We start from the raw sequence: 14,769 nt of genomic DNA on the forward strand, positions 1-14,769 counted from the left end.
TATATGGTTGGGGCGGAGTTCCCATCAGGCGGTCGGACATCGTCGGATCGCGCGCGCTGAAAGTCGCTCGCGCATCATGTGAGACTGCTATGCTGCATCGCCCCCAACAGGAGATTGCCGCTCATGATGATACGCACGCTCGTTGCCGCGCTGGCCGGGTTGGCCGTTGCGCTGCCCACCATTGCTTACGCCGAGGATGCGCCGGTCGAGCAGCAGCTGGTCGACGCCATGAACAAGGTGTTCGGCGTGCACGCCGGCTTCCGCGCCAATCACGCCAAGGGCGTGGTGGTCGAGGGCAGGTTCAAGCCGTCAGCCGATGCGGCGACCTTGAGCAAGGCGTCGCTGTTCAGCGGCGGTGAGATCCCGGTGACGGTGCGGTTCTCGGATTCCACGGGGGTGCCGAACCTGCCGGACGGCTCGGGCGACGCCAATCCGCACGGCATGGCGGTGAAGTTTCATCTCGCCGATGGCAGCGACATGGACCTCGTGATCAACTCGCTGAAGTTCTTCCCCGTCTCGACCGCGGCCGAGCTGCGCGACCTGTTCCTGGCGATCGCCGACAGCGGGCCGAATGCGGCCAAGCCGACCCGGCTCGAGCAGTTCATCGGCAGCCATCCCACCGTGCCGGCGGCGCTCGGCACCATCGCGACGCCGGACAGCTTCGCCAACGAGGCCTATTTCGGCGTCAACGCCTTCGTGCTCGTCAACAAGCAGGGCGCCAAGCAGGCGGTGCGCTGGCAGATGCTGCCGGAGAAGGTGGTGCATCTCGACAAGGACGACGCCGCCAAACGCGCGCCGGACTTCTTGATGACCGAGCTGCCGGCGCGGCTGAAGCAGGGCCCCGTGACGTTCCGCTTCATGGCGCAGCTCGCGGCCGCCGGCGACGACACCAGGGATCCGGCGAAGGCGTGGCCCGACGATCGCAAGCTCGTCGAGCTCGGCGTTGTCACGATCGACAAGGCGGTCGCCGACAGCGACGCCGCGCAGAAGAAGCTCTTGTTCCTGCCCGGCCAGCTCACCGACGGCATCGAGGCGTCGGACGATCCGATGATCGACATCCGCAACGGCGCCTACGCGATCTCGTTCTCGCGACGCAATCCGTGAGATGTCCCTCCGCGGCGCGCATGTGAGGTCGTGCGCGCCGCGTCGATGACAGGGTCGCAAATGTGGACGCTTTGCGGACGTCTTTGCGAGCGTCCGCCACGAATTCGTTGAGCCATCGCCATATTCGATCGCATTGCGGCGCGGCTGCGCCATCATTTGTCCCGATCGATGGCGCCGCATGATCGGCGAGATCGGCGCGAAGCGTTGCCGATGAGCGTCGTCGGATGCGGCGCGTGTCGCGCCGATGGCACACCGATCCGATCGCGACTGCGACGCCCGATGTAGCAACCAAAGCGAGTAGTTGCTCCGCGCCGGCCGTTGGCGCTTCGCCGCGGATTAGCAAATCGGCCTATGACAAAGGATGCATCCGCATCTCGCGCACTCGCCTTCGGCGACTAATGATCGCTGCAGCCTGCATCGCCCCGCGCACTCTGCGACGCAATCGTGTCGGGCATCGCTTGTTTCCGCCTGAATTCTGCATCTTCGCTGCAACACTCGAAACGGAATTGTTAACGGCGCATCGCCGCGATCCGCATTCCCCAGCAATGACATTTTTCAATTCAGATCGCGACACAATCTGACCCTCCTGATGCGGCCGTCGTTTGTTGCGGCACGTGTTCAGGAGTTATGAGTTCGATGCGTCGCGTATTTGGCGTGTGTCTTTGCCTATCGACTTTCGCAGGTAGTACGACATCGGTCTGGGCGACTGATCTCGCCCTGCCTCCCCCGCTCCCGCCGCCCGACGTGTTCGCCTACAGGTGGAGTGGCTGCCACGCCGGCGCCAACGCCGGCATGGCATGGTCGCGCCAGCAGCAGACCTGGAGCCAGGTCGCCAATGCCGGCGCTGCGCCGGTTCAGCCTGCGCCACAGCCGGTCGGCAACGCCAACAACCCGCCCGTGGTGAAGCCGCCGGTGATTGCAAACCCGCCGCCCAACCCGCCGCCGCCGAACAACCCCGGCGGGAACAATGGCGGAGGCAAGCCGCCCTACAACAAGCCGCCGCACCACGGCGGCGGCTGGTGGAAGCCGGGCAAGCCTGATCACGGCAAGGATCACGACTGGGCGTATCACAAGCCGCCGTACAAGCATGATCACGACAAGTACGATCACGGCAAGTACGAGCATGGCAAGTACGAGCACGAAAAGTACGAGCACGGCGACCATCATTGGCCGCAGGTCGGGTCGAAAGGTGGCGACAAGCCGTCGTGGCCGTGGCAAACGCCGTACAAGGACAAGTACGACAACGACAAGAACGTCAAATACAGCGACAACTGGTTCGGCAAGCATCACGACGACGACCATGACAAGTCGGGCGGCTGGTCGCAGCTGCATTCGAACGGCTATTCCGACCGCCTTTCCTGGCTGAGCCACGATAAGAACGACCACAAGGACGACGACAAGAAGGGCGGCAGCTGGGGCGGCAAGAAGAATGATGGCGACGACAAGCCCGCGACGTTCGGCTGGTCGAAGCAGCCGGCGAAGGACGGGCACGACAGCTACGCCTGGCTGAAGCCGGATCATCGCGACGACGACAAGCACGGCGGCTACGGCTGGGGCGGCAAGCCGCGCGACGATGACGACAAGGGCGGCTATGGCAAGCCCGACAAGGATCATTGGCAGCAGCACGGCGGCAACTATCATCACGGCGGATGGCCGTATCACCCGGGCAAGCCCGGCTGGCCGCCGAAGAATCCACCGCCGAAGGACGGCGGCGGACAACCGAAGCCGCCGCCGCAGGGCAACAACAACCCGCCGCCGCAGAACCCGCCGCCCGCCGGGGGGGGCAACGTCGTGCCGCTGCCGGTCGCTGCCGTGCAGATCCCGACCGCCGTCTCCAGCAATGGCAGCGACGTCGTCGGCGGCCTGCAGCTCGGCTGCGACTATCAGCTCGACCGTTTCGTCGTCGGCATCCAGGCGATGGCCGATCTCGGCATCATCAACGGATCCAGCGCGCTGGGGCCGCAGCTCACGCTCAACACGTCGACGCGCAATCTCTACACGGCCACGGTTCGCGCCGGCTATCTCGTGACGCCCGAGATCCTCGCCTATGTCCGCGGCGGCGCGGCGTGGACGCGGACCAGCGTCGCGGTCGTCAACAACGCCACCGGCCAGTCGGCCATGGCCGCGTTCAACCGCAGTGGCTGGACGGTCGGCGCCGGCGTCGAATGGATGTTTGCCCGCAACTGGTCGGCCTTCGCCGAATACGACTATGCCGATTTCGGCACCGTGACCGGCGTGGTGCCGGGAGCGGCGGCGATCACCGGCGGGCCGAACGTGGTCAGCCAGAGGACCCAGCTCCACACGGCGCTGATCGGTGTGAACTACCGCTTCGAGATGCTCTCGCGCGCCGGCCGCTGAGGCCTGCAAGGCGCCGCACCTGCAACACGACAAGGCCGCCTGGTTCGTCCAGGCGGCCTTTCGTGTTTGATCGCGTTTGCGGCGGGCTAGGCGACGCGCCGCTCGGGCGTCACGAGGCAGGACCGGACGCAGGCCTGCGCCAGAATGTCGGTCGGATCCAGCATTCGCTGCTTCAGCTCGCCCTGCACCGCGGCGAGCGCCAGCGGAATTTCGGTGCAGGCCATCGCCACATGTGAGCAGCCCTTGGCGACCAGCGCCTGCGCCTGCCGGCTCAGAATCGTGGTCGCGGCATCCACGTCGCCGGCCTTGACCAGACGGATCGCGCGCATCACCTCGGCCTGTCCGGCGCCATCGGGCATGGCGCAGGCGTAGCCGCGCTTGGCGAGGCGGCGCTGATAGATGCCGGCGCGGACGGTGCCATCGGTCGCGAGCACGCCGATCGTGGTACCCTTGAGGCCGCGCGCAGCCAGCGCATCGGCCAGCGCATCGACGATGTGGAGAATCGGCACGCGCGTCCGCGCCTGCAGCGCGCCGTGCCAATGATGCGCGGTGTTGCAGGGAATGGCGATGCAGGTCGCGCCGGAGCGCTCGAGCCGGTCCAGCGCGTCAAGCATCGCGGGGAGGGGATCGCGGCCCTGGTCGAGGATCGCGGCGGTGCGGTCCGGCACCGACGTGGCCGAGCACACCACCATCTCGATGTGGTCCTGGTCGCAGGCGGCCGGCGTGTTCCGGATCACCTTGCCCATGAAATCCACCGTCGCCATCGGACCCATGCCGCCGAGAACGCCAAGCATCATCGTCTCAATTCCTCCCTGTCCCGCTCTCCATGAACACGCCACTCGGCGTGTTCATGGTCCGGTGTGCAGTGCCGCCGGCTTTCGAGCCTCATCATGCGGGATCGGCCGCGCCGGATCCAATGCCGAGACCGACACCGCCATTCCGATTCGTCATAGTTTCGCCGGCGAGCTGCCGGGCAGCGGCCCAGACCCGCTCGACAACCGGACGAGTGCGCCGGACGCTGCGATAGAGCCGGATGTCGAGCGGGATCTCCGGCCCGAGCAGGATCAGCGAGCCCTCGTCGAGATCGCGGGCGATCAGGCTGCGCGGCAGCCAGGCGAGTCCGTGGCCCTCCAGCGCCATGAAGCGGAGCGCGTCGGCCATCGCGTTCTCGTTGGTATGCGCCACCTGCACCGGCGGCGCGCCTTTGGCCTGTGCGAATTGCGCCTGCGCAAAAGTGGCGAGCCGTCCCAGGAACGAACTCGTGGCATAGCTGAGCAGTGGCAAGGGAACGGTGTCGTCCTCGCCAGCGGCAAGCCGCGGGCTGCGCGCCGCGACCAGGCTGTCGGTGCCGACTACGAGATGCGGATAGAGCTCCGGCTCCAGCGGAATCGGCACGTTCGGATGATGGAAGGTGAGCAGGAAATCGTAGCTTCCTTCGACGATCGCCTGCAGGCAGCTGTGGAAATCATCGGGCAGCAGCCGGCTGCCGACCTGTCCGACGTGCTGCTCGATGCTGCGAAACCAGCGCGGGAAGAAGCGCAGCGACAGCGTATGCAGCGCGGCGACCGACACCATCTGCGTGCTTGGCCGCATGTTGGCCTGCAGCGACACGCGGCTGGCATGCAACATACGTACGGTCTCCTCGGCGGTCTCGAGAAACATCCGGCCCTCGACGGTCAGCGTCGTCGGATAGCTGGAGCGGTCGATCAGCGACACGCCGAGCCAAAGCTCGAGCGCCTGAATGCGGCGGCTGAAGGCGGACTGCGTGACGTGGCGCTCTTCGGCGGCACGGGAGAAGCTGCGCGTGCGCGCGAGGCTGAGAAAGTCCTCGAGCCATTTCAATTCCATGATCCGACCTCGCTTCCCCCTGCGCCGGGGCTCGACGGAGGACGGGCGCATCGGCGGCATGCCCGGTTGCAGTGCTTGAATTCATGCAAACTCGGAATGACGGGTGCGCACATAGCATTGGAACGTTGCCACGTCCTGAACAAAACATCCCTCCCATCGGGCCGTGAGCTGCGACGCACCGTCGCCGCGCGGCCTGCAACGACGACATTCGGGGAGACGGCGTGCGTAAGGAGCATGATCTGCTGGGGGACCGCGAGGTGCCCCCGGAAGCCTATTATGGCGTGCATACGCTGCGGGCAGTCGAAAACTTCCGCATCACCGGGATCGCGATCTCCAGCTATCCGCAGCTCATCAACGCGCTCGCCGCGATCAAGCAGGCGGCGGCGCTGGCCAACATGGAGCTCGACCTGCTCGACGAGATCAGGGGACAGGCGATCGTCGCGGCCTGCAAGGAGATCCGCGCCGGCAAGCTGCATGAGCACTTTCTGGTCGATGCCATCCAGGGCGGTGCCGGCACCTCCACCAACATGAATGCCAATGAGGTGATCGCCAACCGGGCGCTGGAGCTGCTCGGCCACGCCAAGGGCGACTATGGCCGGCTGCATCCCAATGAGCACGTCAACATGAGCCAGTCGACCAACGACGTGTATCCCACGGCGTTGAAGATCGCGACCTGCAGGGGCCTGCGCGATCTCGCGGCCGCGATGGAGATCCTGCGTCTGGCCTTCGCGCGCAAGGCCGACGAATTCAGGGACGTACTCAAGATGGGCCGTACCCAGCTGCAGGATGCGGTGCCGATGACGCTGGGTCAGGAATTCCACACCTATGCGGTCATGCTCGGCGAGGATCAGCAGCGCCTGCACGAGGCCGCGCTCCTGATCCAGGAGATCAACATGGGGGCGACCGCGATCGGTACCGGCATCGCCTCGCATCCGGCCTATGCCCGCATCGTCTGCAAGCATCTGATCGCGATCACCGGCCTGCCGCTGATGACGTCGCCGGATCTCGTCGAGGCGACGCAGGATTGCGGCGCCTTCGTGCAGGTCTCGGGCGTGCTGAAGCGCATCGCCGTGAAGATCTCGAAGATCTGCAACGACCTCCGGCTGCTGTCGAGCGGGCCGCGCGCGGGCTTCAACGAGATCAACCTGCCGGCGGTGCAGGCCGGATCCTCGATCATGCCGGGCAAGGTCAATCCAGTGATTCCGGAGGTGGTGAACCAGGTCGCCTTCGAGGTGATCGGCAACGATCTGACGGTGACACTCGCGGCCGAAGCGGGCCAGCTGCAGCTGAACGCGTTCGAGCCGATCATCGCGCACAGCCTGTTCAAGAGCACCAGCCATCTGCGCCACGCCTGCCTCACGCTGGAGGAGCGCTGCGTCAACGGCATCACCGCCAACCGCGACCGGCTGCTGGCCGATGTCGAGAACTCGATCGGTCTCGTGACCGCGCTCAATCCTTATATCGGCTACGCCGCCGCGACCGCCGTCGCGATCGAGGCCCATGCCAGCGGTCGCGGCGTTGCCGAGCTGGTGCGCGAGCGCGGCCTGCTCTCCGACGAGAAGCTCGCCGAGGTTCTCAAGCCCGAAAACCTCACCCGGCCGCAGAGCATCATCGCTCCTGCCGGCGATGAGGACGCGATACCACCATCCCTGCGGGATCGCCGCAAGGACTGCGCGATGGACGGCCTGCGGCCGCTCACGACGAAGCTGAACTAAGAAGAACCAAGGGGGATGAAGACGACCATGACAAGCGCCGCAGATGGCTCCACCATGCATTCCAAACGCTTGACCCATGCGCTGATCGTCAGCCTGCTGCTCGGCATCGTGACGGGCTATGTCTGCCATTCCATGGCAACGACTCCGGAGATGGCCCAGACCATCGCCGGCTATTTCTCGATCATCACCGACGTGTTCCTGCGGCTCATCAAGATGATCATTGCGCCGCTGGTGTTCGCGACCATCGCCTCCGGCATCACCAGCCTCGGCGCGGAGGGCCGCGCCGTCGGACGCATCGCCGCGCGGTCGATGGGCTGGTTCGTCTCCGCATCCGTGGTCTCGCTGGGCCTGGGCATGATCTTCGCAAACCTGTTCGCGCCGGGGCATGATCTGATGCTGCCGCTGCCTCGCGCCGATGCGTCGACCAATCTGCAGACAGCCGGCATCAACCTGAAGGACTTCATCACCCACGTCGTGCCGACCAGCGCCGCGCAGGCGATGGCGACCAACGAGGTGCTGCAGATCCTGGTCTTCTCGGTGTTCTTCGGCCTCGCGCTGAGCCGGCTCAGGACCGGCTATGCCCGGACGCTCGCAACCTCGATCGACGAGCTCGTCCTCGTCATGCTGCAGATCACCAGCTTCGTGATGCGCTTCGCGCCGTTGGGCGTGTTCGCCGCGATCGCCGCCGTCGTGACCACGCAGGGCCTCGGCGTGCTCGTGACCTATGGCAAATTCATCGCCACGTTCTATCTCAGCCTTCTCGTGCTCTGGACGGTGCTGATCCTCGCCGGCCTGGTTGCGCTGGGCACACCGGTGTTCCGCCTCATCAGGCTGCTGCGCGAGCCGATGCTGCTGGCGTTCTCCACCGCGAGCAGCGAGGCGGCCTATCCCAAGATGATCGAGCAGCTGACGAGATTCGGCGTGAAGGGCCGTATCACCAGCTTCGTGCTGCCGCTCGGCTACTCTTTCAACCTCGACGGCTCGATGATGTACCAGGCCTTCGCCGCCTTGTTCATCGCCCAGGCCTATGGCATCGAGCTCGGCATCATGCAGCAGGTTGCGCTGCTGCTGGTGATGATGGTCACCAGCAAGGGCATTGCCGGCGTGCCGCGCGCCTCATTGGTCGTGGTCGCCGCCACGCTGCCGATGTTCAACCTGCCGATCGGTGGCATTCTGCTGATCATGGGCATCGATCAGATTCTCGACATGGGGCGCACGATGACCAACGTCATCGGCAACGGCATCGCCACGGCGGCGGTCGCAAGATGGGAAGGCGAGCTGGATACCGTCGAACGCACGGTGCTCGAACAGGCTGTCACCGCTGACGTCGCGGTGGCCGGCTGAGGCTCACGGACGGATCTCGTCGGTGCCCGGGGCCCCGCTCATCAGCGGGGCCCGATTCGTTGACGAGCCATTTGTCATGGTGCGTGGCATGGCCGCAATGCGGCTGTCCAACCGCCTGGATCTCCTCTTGCGCCGTTGTCGACCGTTGCATCATATGACCGCCCTCGGTCGCCAGCTGTTGCGGACGAGCCATGTCGGAGCAGCTTTGTTTGCCGCGCACATCCGCATTGAACGTTTCGATGCAACGTGCGGACAAATGGATCCGACCATCGAATGGACCGTACTCGGACGATCTTTCCGGGTGCGCGGAAACGGAGGACCGCATGAAGATCGCATCGCGCGCGTTGCTGGCTGGCTGTGCCATCCTGCTGGTGATGACCAGCGCTCGCGCGCAGACGCCGCTGGTCGATGAGGCCGCCGCGCCGGCCGAGCCGTACCAGGGTCCGTTCGCCTATGACGAGGAGCAGACGGTGGTGGCGCGATCGCCGGCCGAGGCCGTTGCGTTCGATCTGCCGTCCGGCCTCTCGTTGCGCGACTATGAGGCCTCGCCGACCGGGACCGAGGTCGCCGCCATTGTCGAGGACGCATCGCGGCGCCAGCAGGTGGCGTTCTGGGCGTTCGGGCGCCAGGGTTTCTCCCGCCAGATCGACGTGCCGGCGCAGACGCGGCTCGCCTCGCTCACCTGGCACCCTCAGGGTAAGGCGGTGTTCCTTCTCGCCACCGGCGAGCGCGGGTCACAGATCCTCAAGCTCGACGCCAGAGCGGCGAGCTTCAATGCGCAGGCGGTGTATTCCAGCGCGGCATCGTTGCGGCGGCTGGTCGTTGGTCCGCGGCCCTACGAGGTCAACGGCGAGAAGACGCCGGTGCTGCGCCTGTTCTTCGGCGAGAAGCTCGCCAGCGGCGCCTACGCGCTGCGCACGGTCACCGAGACGGGCAAGGGCCTTTACACCGTTGTCGGGCCGCAGCGCGATGCCGCCAAGAAGGATGACGACGAGGCGCCGAACACGACCATCGCGCCGTCGGCGCTGCCGCTGCAATTCCATCCGGCCGGCAATCAGCTGGTCTGGGAGGATCAGAAGAAGTGCCTGCACAAGCTCAGCTACGCCGCCGACAATTGGGGCAAGAGCGCGCCGTTCGGCCGTGACTGCGGCCACACGCTGACCTACACGCCGAACGGCATTGCCACGATCGACTGGCAGCCGGGTCAGCCCGGCATCCGCATCAAGGGCCTGATCGACGGCTCCGACCAGCCGGCGCTCACCGAGTACAAGCTCGACTCGGTGCCGTCGCAGATGCCGGACGGCCGCGGTGTCATCGCGCTGACGGCCAATGGTGCCATCAAGAGCCTGCGCTATCTGCCGATCTCAGTGCCGCTGGCCGACGTCGCCAATGCCTGGATGTACATGGAGAGCGCGGCGGATCAGCAGGCCTTCATGCGCGATCGCGCCCTGTTCCGCAAGCTGCCGGAGATGGACCAGCTGTTCAAGCTGTACGATACCGAGTCCTATCAATGCGGCGCGCCCGACACGCGGGTGCCGACGCGGCCTTATTTCGTGACCACGGACCTGTTCTGGGAGTTGTACAGCGCCGCCTTCGATGGGCTGTTCATCATTCTGGAGCGTGAGCAGGCGGCGCCGGCCTTCGCGCGTTTCGTTGCCGCGGCCGACGCGGAGCTGGCCAAGCGCCACCCTGGCAGTCGCATGGCCAAGGCGTTCGCCGCGGCGCATGCCGTGCTGGAGGGCCGCAGCGAGTCGAATGCCGAGGCCCGTCTCATCGTTGCTGCGCGCGGTGCCGAGCAATCGCTGGCGCTGCAGGAGACGCTGGACTTCGCGCAGTTCAAGCCGCGCGGCCACTACACGACCGAAGCGCAGAAGCGTTATTTCGGCGCGGTGCGTTACCTGAGCGCGCTGCCGCTGTCGGCCGAGGACACGACGATGCTGCGTGGTCTCGATGCCGGCGTCGGCAAGGCCGCGACCGACTGGATCGCGGTGTACCGTCCGTTCATTGCGTCGTCGCGGCTCGATCTGGTCTGGGGCGGTGCGGCCTCGACGATCGCCTCGCATCCGGATACGCGCGGGCCGCGGCTGTTTCCGCTGGCGTGGGGCTGGGACAATGAGGCGCTCGACAATGTCGTCGACCATGCCGACCGGCCGGCAGCCGAGCGCATCGTGACCCGCGACGGCCGCTCGCGCCTGCTGCCGTCGGGACTCGATTTCGCGGCCATCGCCGGCAACCGCCTGGCGGGCGAGCTGCTCGGAGGCGAGATGGCCGCCTATCCCAATCTCGCCGGCCGCATCGCCGCCGTGCGCCAGCGCTTTGCCGCCGCGGGCGGCAAGTCGCGCAGCAGCCTCTACGATTCCTGGATCGCCGCGCTCGCCACGCAATGGGCCGACAGCACCACGAATTCGGCGGTCGCGGGACCGGTCTGGAACGCCAAGCGTCTGCAGACCGGCCTCGCGTCATGGGCGACGCTGCGCCACGCCACCGTGCTGGTCAACGACAAGACCGTGGCCGAATGCGGCGAGGGTGGCTTCGAGGCGATCGTGATGCAGCCGCCGCGCGGCTATGTCGAGCCCGATCCGGCGAGCTTCGCAACGATCGCCGAGCTGTTCGAGGCGACCATCGCGATGGTGCGCGAGAGCCGAAGCCTCACGGCTGATGCGGCGGCGAATGGCCGGCTGCGCGACGGCATCATCCGGCGCCTGACGGAGTCCCGCGACAACGTCCGCAAGTACCAGAAGATCGCAGAGAAGGAGTTGCGCGGCGAGACGCTGAGCGCTGAGGACTACAAGCTGATCCAGTATGTCGGCCGCGCCGCGGAGCATAACTTCCTGATCTTCTCCAGCCTGTCGAACCCGCAATATGCATTGTCCAACCCCGATCCGATGATGAAGGTGGTGGACGTCGCCGATGCCCCGTCGGGGACGCGCGAGCTCGGCGTCGGCCGGCCGCTCGAGTGGGACCAGATCGTGCCGCACAACGGCCGCTCCGAAATCGTCAAGGGCGGCGTCTATTCCTACTACGAGTTTGCCTCGCCGCGGCCGCTGGATGATGCCGAGTGGCGCAAGATGGTCGATGGCCAGGCGCGGCCGGACTGGGTGACGCGGCATCTGTCGGGGAACGTGCTGTCGTGTCCCGCGCGGCAACCGTGATGCGGATCCTGCTGGCGCTGCTGCTCGCGCTGAGCGGCGCTGCGGTCGGCGAGGCGTCGGAGTCCGGTGCGGCGCGGCTGCTGTTCACCGGCGACATCCTGCTGGCGCGGCAGGTCGCTCGTGAGATCGCCGCGCGCGGCCGCCTGTCGCCATGGTCCGGCCTGCGCGATACGTTCCGGGGCGCCGATCTCGTGTTCGGCAATTTCGAGGGCACGATCGGCTCGCCTGACACGTGCGACGCGCCGAAGGAGCTGTGCTTCGCGGTCGATCCGCAACTCGTGCCGCTGCTCAGGGATGCCGGCTTCACGGCGCTCGGCATCGCCAATAACCACAGCGGCGATCTTGGTGACGTCGGGCGCACGGCTACGCGCGAGGCACTGCAAGCGGCTGGGCTCGGCGCGATCGGATCAGCTGAATCTCCGGCCTTCTTCAAGGTTCGCGGTCGCACGCTTGCGCTGATCAGCCTCAATCTCGTGCCGGGCCGCGACGGCCGGATCGATCGCGTGCCCTCCTGGCAGGTCGCGCAGAAGCTGCGGCTGGCGCGGGCGCTGGGCGACTGGGTGATCGTCTCGGTGCATTGGGGCAAGGAGCTCGCCGACTGGGTCGTGCCGGAGCAGGAGGCCGCGGCGACATGGCTGGTCGCCCGGGGCGCCGATCTCATCATCGGCGCGCATCCGCATGTCGTGCAGCCGCCGGCCTGCGTCGACGGCAAGCCGGTGTTCTACTCGCTCGGCAATCACGTGTTCGATCAGAAATATCCGCAGACCAAGCGCGGCCTGATCGCCGACTGCGAGATCAAGGGCGATCGCCTGATCTGCAGCGGTCTGCCCACCCGGACGCCTGATGGCTCGGCCTATCCTGCCTTGGCGGCCGCACAAGATCAGCCACCGGTCAGTCTGGTGCATTGTCCCGTCAAGGCGGGCGCGCCGCTGCGCGTGGCCGGGCTGGCCATCTCGCCCTGGATCCGCGATGGCGAGATCGCCTCCGACCGACTCGTTCTCGAAGGCCGCGCGGAGGCAAGCCGCTGGCGGACGCCGCCGCGCGCGCTGCTGTCAGCCGAAGCCGGACGGCTCGTCGCCGATCAGCCGCCGCTGCTGTTCACGCTCGAACGCCATGCCTCGCCGATCGACGGTGAGGACAGCCCGCGTCCCTATGTCTACGAGGTCACGTCGCATGGCCTAGTGGCGAAGTGGCGCGGCTCGGCGCTGGCCTGGCCGCTGCTCGATGCCGTGCTGATCGCCGATGATGCGGGGCAATCGTATTTGTGCGCCCTGCATCGCGGCGACTCCTTCATCATGCTGGATACGGCGACGCCGTCATCGACGCGGACGCAGGTCTATGCCTGGAACGGTTTCGGCTTCACCGGCGTGAGCGACGGCGCACTCGCTGCGCGATGCGCAGGGCGTTTCGACCGCGGCGGCTGAGCAGGTGGCGGCGTCAGTCGCATCGCCCCGGCGACGGCAATCTAGACGGCGCGCGTCAGGCGTTTGTCACGGTGAGACGTGATGCTGATCTTCCGCGGCGTCATTCCGGGGCGATGCGCAGCATCGAACCCGGAATCTCGAGCTGATCAGGCGAGCTCGGGATTCCGGGTTCAGCCCCTTCGGGGCTTCCCCGGAATGACCGGCGTTAGCCACCGCCGGCTTTGCCGTCGTCGAGCAGCTTGGCCACGCGCCGCAGCGCGAGCTGATAGCCCTGGGTGCCCAGACCGGCGATCACGCCGTCGGCGCGTCTGGAGACGAAGGAGTGGTGGCGGAATTCCTCGCGCTTGTGCACGTTGGAAATGTGCACCTCGATCACCGTGCCGTCGAACGCGTTCAGCGCGTCGAGAAGCGCGACCGAGGTGTGGGTGAACGCCGCGGGATTGATGACGATGCCGCCGGCGGTCTCGCGCGCCTCGTGGATCCAGTCGATCAGCTCATATTCGCGGTTCGACTGGTGAAAGCGGATCTCCAGCCCGAGCTCCGCCGCCAGCGACCGGCAGTCCCGCTCGACATCGGCCAGCGTCTCATGGCCATAGATCTGCGGCTGGCGCTTGCCCAGCAGGTTCAGGTTGGGCCCGTTGAGAACGTAGACGAGACGGCTCATGCGAGAACTCCAGTTCGGGGACGGGCAGGATGTTCGCCCGCCTGCGACGGCTCGGCTTTTGGAGCCCCCACGTCGCCGGGCTCCGCCGCAGGCACGCCGATCGCGAGAGTTACCAAACCGAGCGAGGCTGCGAGGGAGGTGCTTGCCACGAAGCGCGCGCGGTTGGCAACATCCGTCGCATACCGGCCATCCCGCCCGGCGCGACGCCGCTGCCGGCATCGCCAGGCCAACAGCCCCGTGCTCGTCTTGACGCGGATCAAGGCCGGGTGTTGTAGTCGCGGCAATATGACGCCAAGACCCGCGGGACGGTCGCCGACCGCAGGGGCAGGGGAGAAGCCGGAGCAGGGAGATGGGGCGTTCGCCCGGGAATTCCCATTCGGACCGCGTGCTCGACGTCGTCGCCAAGGGGGCGCCGGCGGTTTCCGCGCTGGCAGCGTCGTGGCGCCGTTCCGGCCATCTTCACGCGCTCGATCCCGCCACGCATGCGCCATCCTGCCGCCTGACGGCGGCCGAGATTGCCGAGGCGCGCGAGCGGCTCGGGCGGCTGCTGGCGATCGCGCAAGCGAGCCTCGATCGGCTGTTCCTTGCCGTCGGCGGTGTCGGCTGCTCGGTGCTGCTGGCGGATGCCGCGGGCACCGTCGTCGACCGTCGCGGCGCGCGTGGCGACGATTCGACGTTCGATTCCTGGGGCCTGTGGACCGGCGCGGTATGGAGCGAGCGGCACGAGGGCACCAACGCGATCGGCACCTGCCTGGTCGAGAAGCGGCCGCTGACCATCGATCGTGATCAGCATTATCTCGCCCGCAATGCGCGGCTGTTCTGCACCACGGCGCCGATCTTCGACGAGCATGGCCAGCTGAAGGCGGCGCTCGACGTCTCCTCCTGTCGCGCCGATCTCACCGAGGGCTTCGGCCGGCTGATCGCGACCACGGTGGCCGATGCCGCGCGCCTGATCGAGGCGGAGAATTTCCGCCAGGCGTTTCCGCACGCGCGGATCGTGCTGACGCCGGACAGCGAGCGCGACATCAACTCGATGCTGGCGGTCGACGGCAACGATCTCGTGGTCGGCGCGACACGGGCGGCGCGCCGGGCGCTCGGCCTCTCCGCGTCGGCGCTGGCGCGTCCCGTTCCCGCCGGTGACCTGATCAAGGGTGCGCGCG

Annotated in this window: 10 protein-coding genes; 7 read left to right on the forward strand and 3 right to left on the reverse strand. The window is 66.9% G+C overall.

Features of this window, described 5'->3' with window-relative positions:
* Positions 1-123: 123 nt before the first annotated feature.
* Positions 124-1,104 carry a catalase family peroxidase gene (locus BRAO375_RS18680; RefSeq protein ID WP_035641036.1) on the forward strand — a complete coding sequence of 327 codons (981 nt, stop codon included), beginning with the start codon at positions 124-126 and terminating at the stop codon, positions 1,102-1,104.
* A 744-nt stretch (positions 1,105-1,848) separates the two neighbouring features.
* The gene (locus BRAO375_RS18685; protein WP_009029021.1) at positions 1,849-3,462 is read left to right on the forward strand and encodes an outer membrane protein; all 1,614 of its coding nucleotides are present in this window, start codon (positions 1,849-1,851) and stop codon (positions 3,460-3,462) included.
* An 86-nt stretch (positions 3,463-3,548) separates the two neighbouring features.
* On the opposite strand, the gene cuyB is transcribed toward BRAO375_RS18685, so the two are convergent.
* Positions 3,549-4,259, reverse strand: a complete 711-nt coding sequence (cuyB, locus tag BRAO375_RS18690) for a cysteate racemase (RefSeq protein ID WP_009029022.1) — start codon at positions 4,257-4,259, stop codon at positions 3,549-3,551.
* Between the two features lie 91 nt (positions 4,260-4,350).
* Complete coding sequence (locus tag BRAO375_RS18695; protein WP_009029023.1) at positions 4,351-5,310, reverse strand: LysR family transcriptional regulator; 960 nt, start codon at positions 5,308-5,310, stop codon at positions 4,351-4,353.
* Between the two features lie 221 nt (positions 5,311-5,531).
* Here BRAO375_RS18695 and aspA point away from each other — a divergent pair, with 221 nt between their 5' ends.
* The 4 genes from aspA to BRAO375_RS18715 all read left to right on the forward strand — a co-directional run bounded on the left by aspA (position 5,532) and on the right by BRAO375_RS18715 (position 12,945).
* Positions 5,532-7,025: an aspartate ammonia-lyase gene (aspA, locus tag BRAO375_RS18700; RefSeq protein WP_009029024.1), complete on the forward strand. Its 1,494-nt coding sequence runs from the start codon at positions 5,532-5,534 to the stop codon at positions 7,023-7,025.
* A gap of 27 nt (positions 7,026-7,052) precedes the next feature.
* The gene (locus BRAO375_RS18705) at positions 7,053-8,369 is read left to right on the forward strand and encodes a dicarboxylate/amino acid:cation symporter (protein WP_009029025.1); all 1,317 of its coding nucleotides are present in this window, start codon (positions 7,053-7,055) and stop codon (positions 8,367-8,369) included.
* Between the two features lie 323 nt (positions 8,370-8,692).
* On the forward strand, positions 8,693-11,521 hold the full coding sequence (locus tag BRAO375_RS18710) for a DUF3160 domain-containing protein (protein ID WP_009029026.1): 2,829 nt from the start codon (positions 8,693-8,695) through the stop codon (positions 11,519-11,521).
* Positions 11,500-12,945 carry a CapA family protein gene (locus tag BRAO375_RS18715; protein ID WP_009029027.1) on the forward strand — a complete coding sequence of 482 codons (1,446 nt, stop codon included), beginning with the start codon at positions 11,500-11,502 and terminating at the stop codon, positions 12,943-12,945. The genes BRAO375_RS18710 and BRAO375_RS18715 overlap by 22 nt, the downstream gene beginning before the upstream one ends.
* Positions 12,946-13,150: 205 nt before the next feature.
* Here BRAO375_RS18715 and aroQ read toward each other — a convergent pair whose 3' ends face one another.
* A complete protein-coding gene (gene aroQ / locus BRAO375_RS18720) occupies positions 13,151-13,609 on the reverse strand; it encodes a type II 3-dehydroquinate dehydratase (RefSeq protein WP_009029028.1) in 459 nt (152 codons plus the stop codon).
* Between the two features lie 349 nt (positions 13,610-13,958).
* On the opposite strand from aroQ, the gene BRAO375_RS18725 reads away from it, so the two are divergent.
* A partial coding sequence (locus BRAO375_RS18725) for a GAF domain-containing protein (protein ID WP_035641039.1) occupies positions 13,959-14,769 on the forward strand: 811 nt, incomplete at its 3' end.

The sequence above is a fragment of the Bradyrhizobium sp. ORS 375 genome (assembly GCF_000239775.1).
Classification (GTDB): domain Bacteria; phylum Pseudomonadota; class Alphaproteobacteria; order Rhizobiales; family Xanthobacteraceae; genus Bradyrhizobium.

Excerpts from the sequence above, each read along its gene's own strand:
- BRAO375_RS18680 (WP_035641036.1), top strand. The coding sequence starts at position 124 with ATGATGATACGCACGCTCGTTGCCGCGCTGGCCGGGTTGGCCGTTGCG.
- cuyB (WP_009029022.1), bottom strand. The coding sequence starts at position 4,259 with ATGATGCTTGGCGTTCTCGGCGGCATGGGTCCGATGGCGACGGTGGAT.
- BRAO375_RS18695 (WP_009029023.1), bottom strand. The coding sequence starts at position 5,310 with ATGGAATTGAAATGGCTCGAGGACTTTCTCAGCCTCGCGCGCACGCGC.
- BRAO375_RS18705 (WP_009029025.1), top strand. The coding sequence starts at position 7,053 with ATGACAAGCGCCGCAGATGGCTCCACCATGCATTCCAAACGCTTGACC.
- BRAO375_RS18710 (WP_009029026.1), top strand. The coding sequence starts at position 8,693 with ATGAAGATCGCATCGCGCGCGTTGCTGGCTGGCTGTGCCATCCTGCTG.
- aroQ (WP_009029028.1), bottom strand. The coding sequence starts at position 13,609 with ATGAGCCGTCTCGTCTACGTTCTCAACGGGCCCAACCTGAACCTGCTG.